General features: G+C 52.4%; 18 protein-coding genes. 7 read left to right on the top strand and 11 right to left on the bottom strand.

Features of this window, described 5'->3' with window-relative positions; translation table 11 throughout:
• The first annotated feature begins 9 nt into the window (after window positions 1-9).
• On the top strand, window positions 10-825 hold the full coding sequence (locus J2X05_RS17295) for a polysaccharide pyruvyl transferase family protein (RefSeq protein WP_310074853.1): 816 nt from the start codon (window positions 10-12) through the stop codon (window positions 823-825).
• A 79-nt stretch (window positions 826-904) separates the two neighbouring features.
• On the opposite strand, the gene J2X05_RS17290 is transcribed toward J2X05_RS17295, so the two are convergent.
• The 10 genes from J2X05_RS17290 to J2X05_RS17245 all read right to left on the bottom strand — a co-directional run bounded on the left by J2X05_RS17290 (window position 905) and on the right by J2X05_RS17245 (window position 12224).
• Window positions 905-2395 (bottom strand): lipopolysaccharide biosynthesis protein, encoded by a 1491-nt coding sequence (locus J2X05_RS17290; protein WP_310074851.1) that lies wholly within the window; start codon window positions 2393-2395, stop codon window positions 905-907.
• A gap of 63 nt (window positions 2396-2458) precedes the next feature.
• On the bottom strand, window positions 2459-3535 hold the full coding sequence (locus J2X05_RS17285) for a glycosyltransferase family 4 protein (protein WP_310074848.1): 1077 nt from the start codon (window positions 3533-3535) through the stop codon (window positions 2459-2461).
• A gap of 5 nt (window positions 3536-3540) precedes the next feature.
• Window positions 3541-4308, bottom strand: coding sequence for a WecB/TagA/CpsF family glycosyltransferase (locus J2X05_RS17280; protein ID WP_310074845.1), 768 nt, complete (start codon window positions 4306-4308; stop codon window positions 3541-3543).
• Window positions 4305-5486: a GumK N-terminal domain-containing glycosyltransferase gene (locus tag J2X05_RS17275; protein ID WP_310074842.1), complete on the bottom strand. Its 1182-nt coding sequence runs from the start codon at window positions 5484-5486 to the stop codon at window positions 4305-4307. The genes J2X05_RS17280 and J2X05_RS17275 overlap by 4 nt, the downstream gene beginning before the upstream one ends.
• A gap of 64 nt (window positions 5487-5550) precedes the next feature.
• Window positions 5551-6597: a glycoside hydrolase family 5 protein gene (locus J2X05_RS17270; protein ID WP_310074840.1), complete on the bottom strand. Its 1047-nt coding sequence runs from the start codon at window positions 6595-6597 to the stop codon at window positions 5551-5553.
• Window positions 6594-7724, bottom strand: coding sequence for a glycosyltransferase family 4 protein (locus J2X05_RS17265; protein WP_310074838.1), 1131 nt, complete (start codon window positions 7722-7724; stop codon window positions 6594-6596). The genes J2X05_RS17270 and J2X05_RS17265 overlap by 4 nt, the downstream gene beginning before the upstream one ends.
• Entirely contained in the window at window positions 7721-9016 is a 1296-nt protein-coding gene (locus J2X05_RS17260; protein ID WP_310074837.1) for a polysaccharide biosynthesis protein GumE, read from the bottom strand. The genes J2X05_RS17265 and J2X05_RS17260 overlap by 4 nt, the downstream gene beginning before the upstream one ends.
• Before the next feature lie 11 nt (window positions 9017-9027).
• Complete coding sequence (locus tag J2X05_RS17255) at window positions 9028-9960, bottom strand: chain-length determining protein (protein WP_310074836.1); 933 nt, start codon at window positions 9958-9960, stop codon at window positions 9028-9030.
• Window positions 9957-11375, bottom strand: coding sequence for a Wzz/FepE/Etk N-terminal domain-containing protein (locus tag J2X05_RS17250; protein WP_310074834.1), 1419 nt, complete (start codon window positions 11373-11375; stop codon window positions 9957-9959). The genes J2X05_RS17255 and J2X05_RS17250 overlap by 4 nt, the downstream gene beginning before the upstream one ends.
• 12 nt (window positions 11376-11387) lie before the next feature.
• Window positions 11388-12224, bottom strand: coding sequence for a polysaccharide biosynthesis/export family protein (locus J2X05_RS17245; RefSeq protein ID WP_310074832.1), 837 nt, complete (start codon window positions 12222-12224; stop codon window positions 11388-11390).
• Between the two features lie 425 nt (window positions 12225-12649).
• On the opposite strand from J2X05_RS17245, the gene glyA reads away from it, so the two are divergent.
• Window positions 12650-13915, top strand: a complete 1266-nt coding sequence (gene glyA / locus J2X05_RS17240) for a serine hydroxymethyltransferase (RefSeq protein ID WP_310074830.1) — start codon at window positions 12650-12652, stop codon at window positions 13913-13915.
• Window positions 13916-14041: 126 nt separating this feature from the next.
• Here glyA and J2X05_RS17235 read toward each other — a convergent pair whose 3' ends face one another.
• Entirely contained in the window at window positions 14042-14443 is a 402-nt protein-coding gene (locus J2X05_RS17235; protein WP_310074827.1) for a collagen-like protein, read from the bottom strand.
• Between the two features lie 374 nt (window positions 14444-14817).
• On the opposite strand from J2X05_RS17235, the gene J2X05_RS17230 reads away from it, so the two are divergent.
• The 5 genes from J2X05_RS17230 to J2X05_RS17210 all read left to right on the top strand — a co-directional run.
• The gene (locus J2X05_RS17230; protein ID WP_310074825.1) at window positions 14818-15531 is read left to right on the top strand and encodes a protease inhibitor BamI-like protein; all 714 of its coding nucleotides are present in this window, start codon (window positions 14818-14820) and stop codon (window positions 15529-15531) included.
• A 163-nt stretch (window positions 15532-15694) separates the two neighbouring features.
• Entirely contained in the window at window positions 15695-17164 is a 1470-nt protein-coding gene (locus J2X05_RS17225; RefSeq protein WP_310074823.1) for a M12 family metallo-peptidase, read from the top strand.
• Between the two features lie 241 nt (window positions 17165-17405).
• The gene (locus J2X05_RS17220) at window positions 17406-18581 is read left to right on the top strand and encodes a glycoside hydrolase family 88/105 protein (protein ID WP_310074821.1); all 1176 of its coding nucleotides are present in this window, start codon (window positions 17406-17408) and stop codon (window positions 18579-18581) included.
• Between the two features lie 602 nt (window positions 18582-19183).
• The gene (locus J2X05_RS17215; RefSeq protein WP_310074819.1) at window positions 19184-19522 is read left to right on the top strand and encodes a hypothetical protein; all 339 of its coding nucleotides are present in this window, start codon (window positions 19184-19186) and stop codon (window positions 19520-19522) included.
• A gap of 218 nt (window positions 19523-19740) precedes the next feature.
• Window positions 19741-19984 (top strand): transposase (locus J2X05_RS17210; RefSeq protein ID WP_310074818.1); only part of this gene is annotated, 244 nt, incomplete at its 3' end.

Here is a 19984-nt window from a genome sequence, read left to right as displayed (position 1 = left end):
GGAGTACCTATGTTTAGACGTCTGGCTGCTTATCTGGAGACACCGGCCGAGTTGAAGCCGCGTTTACCATTCCCCTATGTGGATCTCTACAACTGGATGCCCAAAGACGGACGCATTAATTTTGGTGATCATCTCGCCGAAATTGTGACACGCCAACTGCTGGCACTGCAGGGATTGAGTCTGGATCAGGAGGTGAGCCAATGTGCGCGTCTGCTGGCGATAGGCTCGATCTTGCAAAACAGTACCGATGGCGATCACATTTGGGGTAGCGGCTGGAATGGCAAGGTGCCAGAGTCGATGTTCAAATCCCGGAAGCTCAATGTGCATGCTGTGCGCGGGCCTTTAACCGGGGAGTTTCTGCGCAGCCGCGGCTTTGTGGTGCCGGAAGTTTACGGTGACCCGGCACTGTTGGTGCCGCATTTGTTCAAGGGACGTTTTAGTCCCAATCCCCAGCGCGATTATGTGTTTGTGCCCAATCTCCATGATTTGTCGATCCTGCCAAATGGCACCCCAAATGTTATTTCACCATTACAGGGGTGGAATAGGGTGATTGAGCAGATCCTGCAAGCCAAACTGGTGCTGGCCAGTTCGTTACATGGGTTGATTATCGCTGAGGCTTACGGAATTCCTGCACGTTACGTGCGCCTGTCGCAGACGGAGGATCCGTTCAAGTACAAGGATTATTATCTGGGGAGCGGCAGGCTTGAGTCAGAGCTGCAATTTGCCAGTTCCATTGACGAGGGGAAGGAGATGGGCGGGATGCCCGGATTGCGCTTTGATCATCAGCCATTGCTGAATGCGTTTCCACTGCAGCTATGGCGATAAATTGAGTTTATCTTGTCTCTGAACTCCCGCGCGGGCGGGAGTTAGTTTTTTGGTCCCGCCAATAACCTATACATCACGTCTACACCAACCTTAGTAACCGCTGTAAATAATTGATTACCGGTTTTGCTCTGGCTGGAGCCATAGCGGCGCTTTCGCCAAGAAAATGTTTGGTCTCCTGCCGGAAGATACTGGACATAAGGGCGACGTAACTCAGTGCGCCCAAACCCGCCAGCAGCAACAGGCGAACCCCCAGGGCAAGGTCGCCAGGCAGGGTGTATTTGGCGAGCAGCACTATTCCCAGCATCATCAGTGAAGCTGCAAAAGTGGGCGCGATAGTACGCAGTTGCCGGCTGATATCCACCGCGAATACCTGCTTGAAAAAATACATATTGAAGAAAATGCTGAGGTAAGTCCGCAGGGCAAAACCGGCTGCCGCTGCGACTATCCCGTAGGGCACCAACAGAAATCCGAGCAGGCAATTCAGTGCAAAAGTGATGCTGGCGAGGATCATTACCCGCTGTGAATGTCCGCCTGCGGTGAGCGCTGCGTTGACCTGATAGCCTATGACCAACGGCGCTATACCCAGTGCCAACAATGTCATCACCTGGCCGCTTTGTGCCCATTTTTCGGTGAACGCGAGCTGGATAAATTCTGGCCCCAAAGCAGCTGCACCAAAAAAAATCGGGAAAGTAAAATAGGCGCTCATGCGCATCACCCGGAGGGTTCCCTGGGCGCGCTGTTCCCGTTCGCTCATGCGCGCTAATGCCGGTAGCAGGGTCTGTTCAAAGGGTTTGAGCACAATTTCCTGCAGGATAAACAGCGCCCGTCCACCGACACGGAAAAACCCCAGTGCGGCTGGGCCGAGCAGCAGGCCGACCAGCATTTCATAAATCTTGGAGGCGAAGTTGCTGATCATCTGCGCCAGCGTCAGTGGTGTGGAAAAGGCCAGAAGGGCACGCGCGTGGGCGAGCGAAAATTGCAAGCCGGGTAGCCAGCGGGCGCTGTTCAAGGTCACCAGCGTCACTACCAGTTGGTTGAGCAATTGCTGCCAGACCAGTGCCCACACCCCATAACTCTGGAACGCCAGAACCACGCCCACCAAACCTGCGAACAGGCTACCAACCACAGTGCGTAAAGCGATGGCGCGGAAATTAAATTCGCGTTTGAGCTTCCCCTCGTGCACGGCCTTTACGCCTTCCAGTAAAAACACTATCGACAAGACTTGCACCAGCAGTTCTGCACGCGCGTCGTAGTAGTAGGCGATCACGGGTGCGGCGATAAAAAACACCAGCAGTGTCACCAGCGCGGCCAGCAGCAGGTTGAGATAAAAACAGGTGGCGGCATAGCGTTCATCCCACTCGGGATAGCGCACTATTGCTTGTGGCAGCCCGGCATTCACAAGGATCTTGCCCAACTCCACCACAATCAGCGCAAAAGCCACCAAGCCGATTTCTTCGGGCGCCAGCAGGCGCGAGAGGATAATAAAAATCACAAAGCTGATCAGGCTGTTGCCGCTTGCCGCGGCGCTCATCCAGAGGGTGCTTTTGCCAAAACTTTTTTTCAGGCTCATGGGCTACTTAGGTCAGTGGCTATAGGGAGATTGATCCGGGACGATTGGCTATGCGCCGGGCAATCAGCGCGAGTTGCCAGCCTCCGGTATTTCCGCAGTGTCAGTTGGTGGAGCGGTGAGTTGGCGATAAAAATCCAGGGTGCTGGCGGCGAGTCTATCCCAATTGTAGTTGTCGAGTGGGCAGATGGGCGGGCGCGTGCTGTGCTCCAGCGCGACCAGTGCATGTTGCAGGCAGCTTGGTGTCAGCTCCCCGGCGTAACCGTAAATCCACTGCAGGCCGAGGTTTTTTTGCAGGTCGATAATCGCCCCCATATGTGGTGCTATCACCGGCCGGTTGTACGAGAGTGCCAGCAGCAGCGCACCCGAGTTAAGGATCGCTTTGTAGGGCAGGATCACCACATCTGCCGCGCTCATATACACGTTCAGTTCACTGTCGGGGATAAAACGCAAAAACAGGCGGGTATTAGCACCTTTGAGTGTCTCCAGCTCAGCGCGCAAGGCATCGCTGTCGGGCGTACCGGCGATGACTAATTGATAGTCGCCCAGATGGGCTTCATTGAACGCTTTCATCAATCCGGGAATATTTTTGTAGGGCTTTATCATGCCCACAAATAGCAGCACCTTCTTTTTGGTGTTCAGCGCCAGCTTCTGTTTTGCAGCCACTTGGTCCATGGCCGGTGGGTAGCAGCTGCGATAGTGGCCGTGGGGGATTATTGCATAGCGGGTGTTTTCCGGCGGTTGATAGCGCTGGTAAAACGCAGCCTTGTTTGCCTCGCTCATAAAGATAAAACCATCGCAGCGGCGGATAAACCAGCCCATAAACCATTGCGATAACTTTGGCCGTATGGCGTCGTGGGGTGCGGTATTGTGCACTGTCCACACCAGTTTGTTGCCCTTGAGTTTGAGTGCACAGACCATCAGCCCCAGCAGCAGTAGGCGCTGCCAGGTTTTTGCCAATCCCCGTTGATTGATATAGCCGTCTGGCCAGTGAAAGTGCACCAGATCAGTTGATTCCTTCAGAGCTTTGGTATGGCGATATTCGCCCACCCCGACCCCCAGTTTTTGCAGCTCGCGATAGAGCAGGGCGTTGTAGGGGTTGACCTTTTCATTGCTGAACGCAGGTGCGGCGAGAATACGCATAACCATTAACCTTTGCTGGAGCCACTGTTGGTGTACTGGCCGGTGCGCTTGCCGGTGCGCAGACAGAGGGCTAGGAACAAGCCGATATCCAGGGTGTAGCGGCGGGCGAGTCGGGCGGGTTCAAGGCAAAGGCGATAGAACCACTCCAGACGCAGGCGGCGGATCCAGTCGGGAGCGCGCGGTTTATCGCCGGCCAGGAAATCCAGCAGGGCGCCCACTCCAAACAATAATTTCACCTGCAAATTAGCGCGCTGCTGCAATATCCAGCGCTCCTGCAATGGGTTGCCCATAGCCACCAGCAGCACGTTGGCACCGCTGTTGTTGATTTGGTTTACCAGGGCTTGTGTGTCCTGCCCCTGGCTATAACCATCGCTGGCACCTACCACATTCACGCCAAATTCCGTGCGCAGGGTATGGGCGGCACGCAGGGCGATACCGGGTTTGCCGCCAAACAGGTACACCCGCCCCTGCTGCTGGATACTGTGCAAGAACGCCGGGATAAAGTCGGTGCCATTGAGGTTCTGCGGGAAGCGGGTGCGGTGTACCAGCCAGGTGCCTATATCCACCCCGATACCGTCATTGATGATCAAGGTACTCTGTGCCATCTGCTCCTGCAGCCCCTGGCATTGCACAATAAAATTGGTATTGGCAAAAAAAAGCGCCGTTTGCTCACCATGCTCCAGATGACCTTGCAATTGCTGTTCAAGCTCATTGCCTGTGGTGCGCAGCAGCTTGAAACCGCCGAGGGCGAGGTACTTGTCCGCTTGGCTCATACCACCAACTCCGTATCGGCAAAGGCATTGGGGGTGAGCATGCGCTCGGCTACTTGCTCCCAGTTGAGTACCGGTTGGGCGCGCAGTGGCTGTTCAGGGTGAAGTGCGCGCTCAATTGCAGCGGCGATGGAGTCTGCATCCCCCAAATCATAGCCAAAGCGGTTGCTGTAATCGGCAGCGATAAAATGCGGGCAGATCGCCGGTACCCCAAAAAAGGCGTATTGGATTAACTTCATGGACGTATCGCGCAGGTATACCGGCAAATTGATACTGGAATAGGGGGCGATCCCCAGCTGCGCGTGTTTGATATAGGGCAGGGTTTGGGCAAAGGGCATCTCGCCGTAAAGATGCACATTGGGGCCGTAATCCGGATGTGCTGGTTGCCCACAGCCAATAATATGGAACTGGATATGCGGAAACCGGCGCGCGGCGAGTACAAAAAATTCCGGGTCAAACAGCATCGAGCCGACTGACACTGCATGGATGCCTTCACCATAAGGAGATGGGTCGGCCTGCTCCGCCACGGCATGGTCTATGCCGTGGGGCACAAATGCCAGGTTGTGGCGGCTGGGGATGCCTTCGGCCAACGCCTTGGATGGCAGGGCGATGGCATCCATCTGCGGCGCGGCGCGCGCAAACGCCTGGTTCACATACTCGGCCACATTGATGGTATCCAACGCATCCGAGGCGCGGTAGAGCACTTTGGCCGACGGGTTTAGCTGCTTGATCAGATCGAAGAAGATCGGCGCTACACCGCTTTCCAGCAGAATCACATCCGCCTCGCGGATCCAGCGGCGCAAGACCGGATTGCGCCCGCGGCTGTAAAGGCGGTACATCAGGTTTTCCAGCGGGCGTAGCCAGGGGCGGCGGGTGTTAAATGGGTGATAAAGCGTCTTCCATAAATAGCACTCCACACCGTAATAAAAGCCGATTTGATTGGCCTCATTGTCGAGCGACAGGCGCGGGTCATGCGTGTAGCGCGACAGCTTGCTGTAGCGCAGCGAGAAGAACCGGGTGGTGCCGAGTTTGGCCAGCTCACGCGTAATAAAATGGATATTCGCCCGGCGCGGGGAGCGGTAGTCGTGGGCGGAGAGCACCAAAAAAACGGGTTTTGAGGCAGCAGTTACTGTGTTTGCCGGTGTAGGCGCAGGTGCCGGGGCGTTTACAGTCTGGTTCATGATGCACTCCTTAAAGTGATGTTGATCTTTAGGTGACTCATTGGTTGCAGGTGACCCTGGGCGTTCAATCTGTTGCATCCTTCGGGGGCAGTGGCGGACTTAGATCGCCTCCCCGGTAAAATGCGGCTTTCAGGGGTGCCCATTGAGGTGAGGGGTTGAGTAGATCGCTATTCAACGCAAAGGGGTAATCACCCCACCAGCGGCCGCCGGCCCAATAGCTCCAACCTTTCCATTCGTTCCCCCGCATGAGCTTCAGGAAGTACGCCAGCGTTTCCATGCAGGGCTGGGTGGCGGCCATACCGAATTCACCCAGAAAGAGTTGCAGTTCGTTGTCGCGCGCCCATTGGCTGATGCGTGCAAAAGGTAGGTCAAAATGGGTTGGTGGATAACAGTCTTGCGCGGTACCGGAATAGTCGCGGTCGGCGTATTGGTGCACTTCGATTACGGTGCGTTTGAGTGGGTCTTTGAGCCCGGCAAACGCTATGGCGTTGGAGGCGCCATCTTGCTCACTAAACCAGCTGTGCAAACCGTTCCAGCCACCGCCACCCACCATCACCAGATGGCTAAGCCCCGCCTTGCGCAACGCGGCAAGGGTACGTTTGGCCAGTGTTGCCCAGTCGGCCAGCGGGATATAAGCCGGTTCATTCATTAGCCCGAGGGCGACATAATCCGGATTACCCAGCGCGCTGGCCAGATTAACCCAGAGGTCCACAAACGCATCCTGTTGAGCGGCGCTGGTGATTGGCTCGCTGTAGTATTTGGCGTAGTTATGCACATCCAGTAACACACACAAATCGTGCATTTGTGCCTGGATGATGGTGGTTTGCAGACGCCTGAGTTCAGCTGCATCAAACGCGAGATCCAGCCGTGGTTGCAGCCGCTCCCAGCGGAATGGCAGACGGATGATAGTGGCGCCCTGAGCGGCGACAAAGGCCAGTTCCTGATTGGAGGGATAGATGTAATCCTTGGCGATCACACCGGGCAGTTTTTTGCTGTTGAACTCCGCTCCGGCCAGATTCACGCCAGTGAGCCGGGTGTTGTCCAAACAGCCCGCCGAGACGCCAAAAGGCATCAGCAGCGAGAGCAGAAGAATCCATCCAAACCTGTTCATGGCCGCCGCCCCAGTTGTTCATAGAGTGCCAGATAGCGGTCAGCTACCTGCGGCCAGGCGTAGCGCTGGGCAAATTCCATGGCCGCAGCACGGCGCACTTGATAACCCGCATCACCCTGGGCATGAAGTTGCACGAGCATATTGATACATGCCGAAGGGGCTGAGTCCAGCTCGGTGAGGCTGCCCAGGCCGGATTCATCCACCAGGCGGCGGAAGGGAGGAATATCGCTCAGGATGGGGGTTAAGCCGGCACTCATTGCTTCGATTGGGGCGATCCCAAATCCCTCGTGGCGTGACAGGCAGAGGAAGTAGCTCGACTGGCGGATCAACTGGCGGATTTCTTCATCGCTTGGGTTGGGAGCCAATTGCACTGCGCCCTGTAGTCCCAAGCTGTCGATTTTCTGTTGCAGCTCGGCGGCCGTGTGGTCGTACTCGCGTCCGGCGATAGTGAAACGCCACTCTGGATGCTGACGATGCAGAGCGGCAAACAGCTCCAACGCGGGTAGCAAGCCTTTGTTGATCGACCAGCGGCCAAAGTAGATCAGGCTCGGTTGTAACGCTGTTGCACCCTGGTTGGCGTACTTTTCGATATCTACCCCGTTTTCAATTACCTGCAATTTGTCCTGCCCCATGATTTGGCCAAACAGCTGGCCATCGTTGGCGCTGGTTGCCACTACCTGGCTGTAGGCATGGGCGGAGAGGCGGGTGACGGTGTTGAAATAGGCGAGTTTGGCGCGAGAGGCGAAGCGGGTGTGAAAGAAACCGCCGTGAGTGGACAGCAGCAGTGGGCGTCGGTGTAACCATTGGGTCGCGGCGAGGAAATCGTAAAAAAAATCCACCCCGTGGACATGGATCAGGTCGCTGTCACTAACATACTTGAGCACTGTGGGGCAGAGCGGGTAACGGCTGGAGCCACGATAGGGCAGACGAATAACCTCGATACCATCAATCAGCTCGCGCGCCGGCAACTGTTCGTCAGTATTGCGGAACAAGCGGTCGAGGGTAATTATCCGCGTCGCCTTGTGCCCTTGGCGCAACTGGTGCCGGGCAATATTACGCACGACTTCCTCCATACCGCCAATCGAAGGTAAATATTGACGTACCACATGGGTGACACTGACGGTCATGGGTTACCTCGGTAGTTAGGAGTGGGAAGTGGCAGCGAAGTGGCATAGCCCGGCACCGATGTGCGGGTGGCCAGGCGCGCCGGGTTTTGCAGCAGACATCCAAGCATGCACCAGAGTAATGCTGAGGTCTTGAAGGCAAACAGCGAAGAGCCACTGATGGCCAAAATGAGTGAGATATAAAGTGCGATAAAAGCACGAAAGCGGCGGCCGCGTTCGTCGGGCATAGGCTGCAGCCAGATGCTAAACCAGAGTAACAGGCATAGTGGCAGGCCAAAACCGGCGATCAAGTAGGCGTAACCCATGTCGCCGTAAAAGCGAGGTGTGGTTATGGCGAGCAACAGTTCAACATCAAATTCCAGCAATGCCCAACCACTCAGGGCAATTCTGCCCATAAAGTTGTCGCCGTATTCGGATGTGGTTACCCCGACCAGCAGGACAAGCCCAATCGCAATGAAGGGAGCGAGCAAGGCCAGATTGAGTGCCGCACCGTGTAAAAACACGCGCGTCAGCAGCATTAAGGGCACTAGTATGAGCGCGAAACGGGAATCGCACAGGATGATCATCACCACAGCTGAGCTCACAAAAAACACGCCTTTGCGCCAATCGCGTAGATCGCGGCTCAGCCCCCAGGCAGCAGTGATAGTGGCGAAGTTGCCCAGGGATACCGGCTCCAGAAATACCGATGACACCCTGTGGCTACCCAGCAGGCCTGGCAATAGCGTGCGCCCTATACCCTCCGGGCGGGTGCCGTTGAGCTGCAGTTTGCTCTCGCGCACATAATCCGTAATGGGTGCCAGGTTGCCGGTGCTGACGTAGTAGCTGAAAATATCGAAAAAACGTGTGTAGGTATCGAGCATCAACAGCTCAAATAACCCCAGGCCAAGCACTACCGTAACAATGCTTACCAATGCGCGATCCACCACCTCCGGTCGGCCGAGGTTGCAGCCCAACCAGAAAAAGCACAGGGGAATGGCAAGGTCGCGGAAGGTTTTGGGATTGAGTTGGCCGCTGGCGATGGCCCCTATGCAGAAATAAGAGACCGCTACCAGACCGATAATGATGAGCCCGGGTCGCAGGCGGCGAACTAGCATGGGCAGGCAAGCGAGCATTATCAACGCCTCAGTCATACCCACAACCGCCACCGATGTGCGCAGACCGAAGGTATTCAGCAGGCACAACACCGCTTGATAGGCCACCGCGGCGAGCAGTATGCCGGTCACCCACCATTGATCCTGGTTGGCAGCAGTTGTTGCCAACGGGAGCGGATTCGTAAGGTGATGCCCGTTGTTCATACAAGCGTCTCCTACGTCTGTTTTACCTGGCCGAGCATGGCGGCGCCCAACAAACGCACACCCAGATCACGCAACCTTTGGCAAATGGCTGCCAGTGCCTGGGAGCGGGTCTGGTGTTGACGTGCGAGTAACAAGGCAGCGCCAGCCTGCGCAGCGACTATCTGCGCATCGCGGTTGGAATCCATGGGAGTAGTGCTGATTAGGGTGATATCAAACTGCTGCGTCAATGCCGCAAGCCGCTCTTGGTAACGTTTACCTGAAAGCAGTTCTTGGGGATTGGGCGCGCGCGTGCCAGCGGGCAGTACCCATAGCGAGCGCACCATCGCAATATTGATTGGAGCTACCGCCGTGCGGCTGGCGAGCCAATCAGACAAACCGGGCGTATGCTCTGGCAGATGCAATAAGCGATTGAGTTGGGGCGAACGCAGGTTGGTATCGACTAACAGGGTGCGCAGCCCCAACTGCGCGAAGCAGATCGCAAGGTCGGCGGCTGCCAGCGCCGAACCCTCGGCATCTTCGGCACTGACCAGCGCCAGCGAACGCTGCGACTGGTTGTTGAAATAGCGCAGCATTAACTCACTGCGCAGACTGCGCAGCGCTTCTGCTTGGGGGCTATCGGGTTGGAATAGGGCGCTCAGGCGATGGTCGAGCTGGCTCGACTGCGCAGGAGTTTGTGTATAGGCAAATTGCTCGGCGAGTATAGAGTTGATGTCCTCTACCTGCACCAGTCCAAGCTTTAATGCTGCCTCGCCAAAGCGCAGCCCTTCCCGTTTTTGCAAGGCGAGGATTAGCGTCAGGTCTTTCTGGCCGAGTTTGCCTGCCGCCACCAGCATAGGTCCCATTTGAGTGGAAGATTGATTGGCGCTAGTGGGGATGCTGCTGGAGTGCAAGGTATGGGCAAGCCGGCCATCGCCATTGAGGAGCTGTGCTGTGAGATCGTTCATATCTTGGCCTCCTTCAATACAGCAGAGCCTCTGCGGGGTCGGTAGTTAGCACGGTTGTAGGTTGCAGGGATATGTGCGAGTAGCACCAGTCCCAGCCCTTGTTCAAGGTCAAGTGGATGGCGGATTCGTGGATCAAACCATTCCCAACCCAGTGCAATTGCGGTGCCTAATAACAGCCCGGCTACGCACGCCAAAACCAGCGTTATGGCCGGTTTGGGGGAGGTTGGGCGCGCTGGAGGTGTAGCGCTATTGAGTACCGCAACATCGGTAGTGGCGATCTGGCTTTCCAGGCGCGATTGCGCGCTGCGCGCCAGTGCTGCGTCATAGGCGGCCTGGGCATTATCGGCCTCCTGTTTGAGCAGGGTGAGTTCGTTGCGGTTGCGGCTGAGTTGTAACACCAATTCTTTCTGACGCGCCAACTCGATTTTGAGCTGCTCTTCACGCGCTTGGGATAATTCCACCGAGGACTGCAAGCTGCCGCTGATTAGCTCCAGCATAAGATCCATTTGTTTTTTCAGTGTGTCTACTTCACTCAGTGCCTGCTTGTATTGCGGGTGGTTTTCCCCTACCTGGCGCGCCACTTCAATCAAGCGCGCTTGCGCTTGCGCCAAAGTAGCCGCCAGATTTTGTACTTGTGGGTTATCCAGCCCACGGGTATCTAATTGGCCTTTTTTGGGATTGGCCGCGGTGTTGGCAATCTGGTCGCTGCGGCTTTGGGAGTTCAAACGCTCGTTTTGCACTGCAATCAGCATGGAAGACAAGTCAGCTAGCTTGGCTGACTCCAAATCCAGCCGATCCGAAGAGGCGAGGATGTTGTGCTCCTCCTGATAGGTGGAAAGCAGGTTTTGTTTCTCTATCAATTCATTGCGTAGCCCGGTCAGTTGTTGGTTGTACCACTGGCTAGTCTGTTTGGCGGGCTCAATGCGCAATTCCAGGTTGGTGATCATATAGGCCTGCGCAAAGGCATTGGCGAGCTGCGCAGCCAGCGCCGGATCTTGCGCCTTGAAGCTGATGGTCAATACGCTGCTATCGCGCTTGGGGGTGACGCCCAGACCCTGCGCGAGAAAGCTAAGTATAAGACGTTGGTCGCGGATGGCATCGCCGGTGAGTTTGACTGCTTTGAGCATCGCCGGGTGGCTGGTTAACCGCAGGTCGGTGATGACTTTTATAGCAACATTGCGGCTGCGGATGATATCGGTCTGTGTTGCCAGATAGCCGCCAGTGATACGTCCGGGTTGGGCTTGGCCACTAATAGGATCTAGCCCCCGGCTGTCAATTAGCAGGTCGGTCGCGGCGGTGTAGGATTTGGGGGTGAGTAAGATCAGCAGCAGGGCAGCAGCTAGAGCTGCAATAGTGGTGGCGATAATTGCCCATCGGCGTGCACGCAAAATACCGATCAGAGTAGTAGGGTTCATATATTGCTCCCGTTAAAAGAGGCTTTCCTTAATCACCAGGACATCGCCATCCAATACCCGGTCATCGGGCTTGGCACGTAACTCCTGAACCGATCCATCTGCCCGCTGGCGGAACACTTTCACACTGCTCTCGCTGGCGCGCGCTGTTGGACCACCCCCGGCGCTAAGTGCCTGACGCACATTGAGTGGGCGGTCGAGGCTGTACATGCCCGGGGTATGGACTTCGCCGTTCAAATAAAATCGCCCGGCGTTGGGCACATAGAGTGTATCGCCATCCTTCAGCCACACCGTTGGCGATGGATCTGCTGCCTGATTTAGCAATTGCTGTAAATCATATTCCGTTCGCTCCTGACGGCCATCCGGGGCCATGCGCATCAGCACTAGCCGCTCACTGCCATTGGCAGCTATGCCACCCGCCCAGGCCAGCGCCTGGGTCAGGCTGGTTGGTCCTTCCAATACCAGCTTCCCTGGGTTATTGACCTTGCCGAGAATCGCGACTACTTGGCTGCGGTATTTGGTTACCAAGAGATTTACCTGGGCATTTTTAAGGACGTTGTCTTGCTCGTAGCGATTGGCGATCAGGGCAGCGGCAGCTGTGCTGGTTTTGCCCGCAATGGGCAAATTGCCCAGTAGGGGTACCATCACCATGCCATCAGCGCTGACCTGAGTTTCCGCAGTCAGATCCGGCTGCCCGTACACGCTGATACGAAGTTCATCGCCGGCGCCAATTAAATAGCTGGCATTGCTGGCTGTTTGCGCATGCACTTGTACTAGCGCCCCCAGCATGACCAAGCCTAGCGTCCATCGGTAAAATTGTCGGTAGCACTGCCCGTACCACTGGAAAACCATATGCTGTCCTTAAAAAGCCTGAATCGGTTCGGGGTGAACCCGCGAGCCGGTGTGTGAATAGTCATCAGCTTGAGCTGTGCAAAAGCGAGGCCTATCCGGCGGAATGGCGCTAAAAAAAAGTAAAAATGCGCTACAGCGCAGATTCCATGCGGGATTTGGCGTGAAAATAGGGTGGGAAATCGGAGAAAAACTCTATCAAGTATCCATTAATGCCCTTTTTTGGTGCCATAGTGGTATTCAACGGTAGGTGTTTGAGGAGCATTCCATAGGCGACCGTCGTCATGAATGTAATTGCTACACTGCATGAGTTTTTTGCGTGGCAGCTTTTTGGGCGCCTGGTGTACAATGCGCGCCTAAATTTCCCTCCTTCCCATCCATACCCTCGGCCAGCTTTTTTGGCCCGCAGGTCAACTCAGGACTTATCTATGTTTGATAAAAACCAAACTATTGCTTCTTTTGATCCCGAAATCTGGGCTTCCATCCAGAATGAAGGCAAGCGCCAGGAAGAGCATATCGAGTTGATTGCCTCGGAAAACTACACCAGCCCTATGGTGATAGCAGCCCAAGGCACCAAGCTGACCAATAAGTACGCCGAAGGCTATCCGGGCAAGCGTTACTACGGTGGTTGCGAATATGTAGATGTCACTGAAGCCTTGGCGATTTCGCGCGCGAAAGAGTTGTTCGGTGCCGATTATGCCAACGTACAACCGCATTCGGGTTCACAAGCGAACAACGCCGTTTACGCTGCACTCTGCGCACCGGGCGATACCGTGCTGGGCATGAGCCTGGCACACGGTGGTCATCTGACTCACGGTGCCAAAGTGAACTTTTCTGGTAAAATTTACAATGCTGTGCAATATGGTCTAAATCCTGAGACTGGCCTGGTTGATTACGATGAAGTTGAGCGTTTGGCGATTGAGCACAAACCCAAAATGATCGTTGCCGGTTTTTCAGCCTACTCACAAGTATTGGATTGGCAGCGTTTCCGCGATATCGCCGATAAAGTAGGTGCTTATCTGTTTGTTGATATGGCGCATGTTGCCGGTCTGGTAGCCGCTGGTGTTTACCCTAACCCGGTACAAATTGCCGATGTAACTACTTCTACCACCCACAAAACCCTGCGCGGTCCACGTGGCGGTATCATCCTTGCCAAAGCCAACGAAGAGATTGAGAAAAAGCTCAACTCAGCAGTATTCCCCGGTGGCCAAGGCGGTCCTCTGATGCATGTGATTGCCGCTAAAGCCGTCAGCTTTAAAGAAGCCATGACTCCTGAATACAAGGCTTACCAAAAGCAAGTAGTGGTGAATGCCAAGGCAATGGCCAAGACTTTCTTGTCGCGCGGAATCAAAATTGTGTCTGGCGGTACTGAAAACCACCTGATGCTGGTTGACCTGATAGGCAAATCCTACAGCGGTAAAGATGCGGATGAAGCCTTGGGTAAAGCACACATCACCGTGAACAAAAACGCGGTACCTAACGACCCTCGCTCGCCTTTCGTAACCTCTGGTATTCGCGTAGGTACTCCTGCGGTTACCACTCGAGGCTTCAAAGAAGCAGAGTGTGTGCAGTTGACCAATTGGATCTGCGATATTTTTGATGCGCTGGAAGCAGGTAACGCCGATGCGGTTATCGCCAGTGTTAAAGCGAAAGTGTCTGATCTGTGCAAGAAATTCCCTGTTTACGCAGAGTAATAACCGGCTAAATAAAGCTCCAAGGTGTGACTTTGGGGTGTTTTTCAGATAACAAAAAGGCAGCCCAAGTGGCTGCCTTTTTGTTTCTGGTGATAATCCTTACCCCAGCATCAATAGCGTTTTCGATTAATTAGGTACCACAATTACAGTGTCGCCCGTTGAACCCGTTTCGCCAGTATCACCCGTTGCGCCCGTATCTCCGGTTGCACCAGTATCACCAGTATTGCCGGTATTACCCGTATTTCCGGTCGCGCCGGTATCGCCAGTTGCGCCTGCATCACCTGTTGCGCCAGTGTCGCCAGTATTGCCAGTGTTTCCCGTATTACCGGTTGCTCCTTGTACACCTTCAACGCCAGTTGCACCTCTACTGCCCGTATTACCCGTATTACCCGTATTGCCGGTATCACCGGTAGCCCCTTTTTCGCCGGCCGGACCGGGAACTGTGAGTACAACAGTGTCTGTTTGGCGTTCGCACGCGGCAAGGCCAATGGAGCCAATAAGTGTTAATAAAAGAAGGGGATGTTTCATAGGATGCCTTTTTAATGAGTCAGATAAAACCGCAGTTTTCAAGGCAAGAGAACCTGTTGGACAGCGCTGGGAAGTAAACAACATTCGTTTAAGTTGGGTGCAGTCTAAACACTGAGGTTGAATAGTGCGGTGCGCCAGCGAACAAAGAGAAAACGGAAGTGCTTATGTCGCCAAGCTTTCTCGCGATCGGATAGTGGCACCGATTACAACATCTAAAAATTTCTCTTTCATAACCACACCTTCATTTTTAATTACTTTAATTATCAGTTTTTCTTCAAATTAGATTATTTTTTATAGAAGGGTAATAAAAACTCGATTTTTTGGACGTATTGACTTATTTTTAATCAACTTTGATAGCAAATTGGTTCCATTCAATGGCGCTTTCTTCCTCGGTCAATATCAAGCGATTTTATCTGGCAGTGAGCGCCATTTTGATTGCCGCCTTGGTGTATCAAATCACACGGGAAGAAACCTTGCTGAAACCAGACCAGCGCTTACAACTGGCACTCGATGAGCAGTCGCCGTTGACTACTGATCCTGCTGTCAATCCGGTGTTAGCCAAGGCGAATAGCGAACTGGCGCGCGCACAGCAGGCGTTGAATCCGGCCGCAGCGAAGCCAGTCCCCCCGGTTGAGCTGGCAAAGGCGAATGAAACCACTGCAGTAGTGCCCGACGCCTGGCGCGCGGCAGATGCAACCGCTGCTACCCCGGCAATGCCCCTGCCAGGTGGGGTTTCGGTTTATGAACCGGTATCGGTCGATATGGAAAATCCTGCCTATCCCGAAGCGGGTCAGCAAACAAGTGTGATATTGCCCGGCGGAGAGCGATTGCAAGTGAATGTGGAATCTGGCGGTACGAATCCTAATGGTGATTACAGTTGGCGCGGACATCTGGATGGCCACGGCGATGAGTATCCGGTTGTGATGACCTATGGTGGCAACTCGGTCTTTGCCACAGTGACAACCCCCAAAGGCAGTTACACATTGGAATCCGTTAATGGCAGCGGATGGATTTACAAAAATCCATCCGAGTTTGAATTATCCCATCCAGGCGCTAATGACTTTCTTGAAATACCGCACGACCATTAGTGCTTTTTAAAACATATTTTTCATTATTTGTAATCAGACGGAGTCGTTATGCACAGTTAATAAAGCAACACGTTGAACTTTAATGGATACGCGCAAATTTTGGTTTTATATCTGAGTTTGTCAATCACGGAGGGTTTTAAGTAAAGTCAATCGAGAGAATTCTATGAAAAATTTTATTCAAAATTTTATCCGTGCTTCTGCTATCACATTATTGTCAGCCGCCGCTTTTCCTGCGCTTGCAGCCTCCACCGTAATTGATGTTCTTGTTGTGTATACCAAAGGCACTGCCCATTTATACGGTGGTGATCCCACCACTCGTATCAACCAAATTTTTCAGGTCACCAATCAAATTTATGCCGACAGCGGCGTGGATTTGGAAATTCGCGTTGCCCAAACCTTGCAGGTGGATTACACCGACGACAACAACGCCGAGACCGCGTTGAATAATATTACTTTCAATCAACATACTGCATTTAGTGGTGTTGCCGCTGCACGCGAACAGGCTAGAGCGGACATGGTTATTTTGTATCGCCCCTATATGAATTCACACGGCAGTTGTGGCATCGCCTGGATAGGTGGCAGCAATGGTGCCATGAGTGCAGGCCACAAAGCCTACATGTTTGCCCATGTCGCAATAAATTCTTGTGGAGATTTTGTAACGGCGCATGAGCTGGGTCATAACATGGGTTTAAAACATTCACGCAAACAAGATGGTGTGGGTGGTGTTTTCCATTATGCATTGGGGTACGGAGTAGCAAATTCATTTACTACAATAATGGCTTACCAAAGCGAATTTAATGTGGATTACTGGACTGGCAAAGTGTACAAATTTTCCAATCCTGACATTATTTGCAAAAACAATTTGCCCTGTGGCGTGGTTCGTACCAATACCACCAGTGGGGCAGATGCTCGCCACGCCTTGAGCATTACTGCACCACAAATTGCCAGTTATTATGCGGGCGCTTCGGTATCCAGCGCTGCATCTTCTTCACTCAATTCGAGTTCCAGCGTGGCCTTGTCATCCAGCAGATCTTCCAGCTCGGCAAGCAGTGTTAGCAGTGTCGACGCAGCGACATTAAAAACCCGGGTGGAAGCAGCACGCACAGCGCACTCTGCAGCAGTGGCTGCGGTAAGCGCAAACAAAGTGGCGATCAGTGCAAAAACTGCAGTAGAGAAAGCGGCAAAAACAACGCTGACGACGGCCACCAAAAATCTTACCACTGCTACAAAAAATTATGAAAAAGCGGTTGCTACTTACAATGGGTTGGTTGCAAAAGTGAATCCATTGGTAACCCAACTAAATACGGCATTCGCTGCTTACAATTCTGCTACTGCTTCGGCCAAAGGATCTAAATTGACCGCCTATAACAATTTGGTGGCTAAATATAATGCATTGGTTGCGCAAATCAGTGCCGCAGTTACTGCAGCCAATATTGCATTTCAGCAAATAGCTCCTGCTACAACAGCGGCCAATGCAGCGACCAATGCTTACAATGCCGCTGTTGCTGCAACTACAGCGGAAAAAGCCAAAACTGCCGGGCTGACTGCAACAGTGACCAGCGCATTAGCGACGTTAAAAACCTTGGAAATCGAGTACAAGGCCGCGTTGAAAGCCTGTAAATGTACGGTGTAGTTCTTCTGCGTTTATCGCACATCAGCTGATTTTTGTTAGTTGTTTTAGTGGTCTGTCTTCACCCGGCTTTGGCCGGGTTTTTTGTTTTTGCAGAAAGGTAAAACTCCGTAAAGCCCTTCTATTTAACCAACGCCTGGCCTAAGATCGCCGCACAACCATAATCAGTGATCACAACTGAATTACACATAGCAGACCTGACATAACAATAAATTCCCTGGACTTTTACACAGGAGTTATCTGGATGAACCATTTTTTATTGCATTACCTTCGCTCGCACCTCGTGACTGTTTGCGCAATATTATTGGGTCTGTTGCTAATCAGTGGCTGTGCACACAAACCTGCTGCAACAATCCCTGCAGCGCAAGCCGTTGCCGACGTTGCCAACCGCGCTGCAGATTGGCAATTGGCGCATATGGACAATTTTGATTATGTACGCACCTTCCGCGACCACACCGAAAACCCGCATGGCTGGATTCAAGGCGCATTTTTTGTCGGATTAAATCGCTGGGCTGAGCACAGCCAGAATGCAGATTATCTGCAAGCCTTGGTTATAAAAGGCGAAGCCAATAAATGGAAGCTCGGCGACAAAAGCTGGCACGCCGATGATCAAGTAATTGGTTTCACCTACGCCGCAGTCGCCGCGCGCAAAAATGATCTCAGCCTGATCGCACCCACACAAAAAGTGTTTAAAGAAATTTTGGCAAACCGCAAAACTCACAGTCTGGAATACAACTCCGATCCAACAGGCCAGGGCGAAGCAACTTGCCAGCATCGCTGGTGCTGGTGCGATGCCTTATTTATGGCACCGCCCGTGTGGGCAGCGGTAGGGAAATTAACCGGCAATCCTGCGTATCTAAATTATGTGGATGAAGAATACCAAGCAACGATTGACTATTTGTTTGATAAAAACGAACACCTGTTTTATCGCGATGGCCGCTTTTTTGAGCGCCGCAGTAAAAACGATAAGAAAATTTTCTGGAGCCGTGGCAACGGCTGGGTGTTTGCAGGCTTGCCGTTATTGATCGAACAAATTCCAGCGAATGATCCGCGCAAACAAAAATACGAAAACCTATTTAAAACCATGGCAGCAAGTTTGCGCAAGCTCCAACAACCCAACGGTTTCTGGCCGTCATCACTTCTGGATAAAGACGAATTCAATGTGCCCGAAACCAGCGGCACCGGTTTTATGACCTTTGGTCTTGCTTGGGGAATCAACAATGGTTTGTTATCAAAAGCAGAATATTTACCGGCAGTAAATACTGGTTGGAACGGACTCGCTAGCGCGGTCGATAAAACGGGCAAACTCGGTTGGGTTCAGCAGGTGGGCGCATCGCCAGAAAAAATATTACCGGAGGATACACAACTCTACGGCGTAGGCGCACTATTGCTTGCCGCGTCTGAAGTAAGCAAATTATAAAATGAAAGAAAAACGGAAGGCGGCAACAGCCGCCTTTTTTATTTGGACGTCTGTTTCCTAAGGTGCCCATCAATCCTGTCCATCACATGCGAAATACAATTATTAGAAGCGGAGTTAGTAGTAGCAGTCACGGAATTTTCCGTAGCGTTGGCAAGTTAGGGATGAGGGAAGGGTTGTCAACTCGGAGTCGGTAATGGCTTGTAATTCAAACTGACGTTGAATATTGCTATGCTCTTTAATTGGTTTTGTTTCCAATTGAAGTCATTTTTTGGCTTTGATGTGTGCGAGTGTTCTTTTCTTTAGCAAGGAAAAGAAACAATGACATTAAATTGAGTTTCGATATTCAAGGCGCTCGATTTATGACCAAAGCGGACAGTCAGCCAAATGAGATCGGTAACTAATTAGGATTGCTTGTGCCGTATAACTCCATAATTAATTCGGAGTGATAGTTAACCCTTTGATTTAGTACGAACTAAATCGATTGATGGTTCCTCCACTTTTTTGGAGTTATACAGCATTACACCAAATTAGTTGGAATAACTTTCTGCGGGTTATATAGTTGGTGCAATGTAATAAACTGTTAGCCTCACGGACTTTGAGTAATGAATATGCAAACGAGTGAAGATAGAAGAATGCTTAAGTTTTGTTGCCTCATGGCGGCTTTGCATTTTTTTATCATCCTTGTATCTATACCTATTGCTAACCTCAACGAAGGTTGGAGCTTCATTTTTGTTTGGGGTGTATGGATTGTAATTGACTTCCCGATTTCTATTCTAAATATAGTTTTATATAATCCATTAATATCATTGCAGGCAAAATTTCCTACGCTAGAGTACGTTTTATATCCGCCATATTTCATTCATGGCTTGTTAGGTACTATTTGGTGGTTTTATTTGCCGCGCATTTACTACAAAATTAAAAACCGAAAAATAAAAAGCTAGTTTGTGCATTTTTGTCTAAGGCTAACAAATCGCTCAAGCACCGCGCACTTCGTGCGCTGGACAGTTTTTAAGTCGCAGTTTTGTGGTTTTGCTGCGCAAAAGTATTCCACAAAACCGCAACGTAAAAACTGCCGCTTAGCTCGGCGTTGAAGCTGTAGAAAAACCCCACAATTCGATTCAATTTCATTAAAATAGCGCAATCTCACAGGAGTGCGCTTATGCCAAAGTTTATTCCTTACAATCATGATCAAAACGCAATGGTAGTGATTAATTTTCGCGATCAGTTGCAACCTGGCACTTTCGAGCATGCCATTCACTACTTGATTCACGAGAAGCTTGATCTTTCTATCTTTGATTACGCTTATCGCAATAAAGATGGCGGCCGACCTGCGTATAACCCGGCTATTTTATTGAGCGTTGTGCTGTTCGCTTACTCCAAAGGCATTACTTCCAGCCGCGAAA

Origin of the sequence: Cellvibrio fibrivorans, from assembly GCF_031457055.1 — a bacterium.
Taxonomy (GTDB): domain Bacteria; phylum Pseudomonadota; class Gammaproteobacteria; order Pseudomonadales; family Cellvibrionaceae; genus Cellvibrio; species Cellvibrio fibrivorans.
This window is presented reverse-complemented; position numbering and strand designations above follow the sequence as displayed.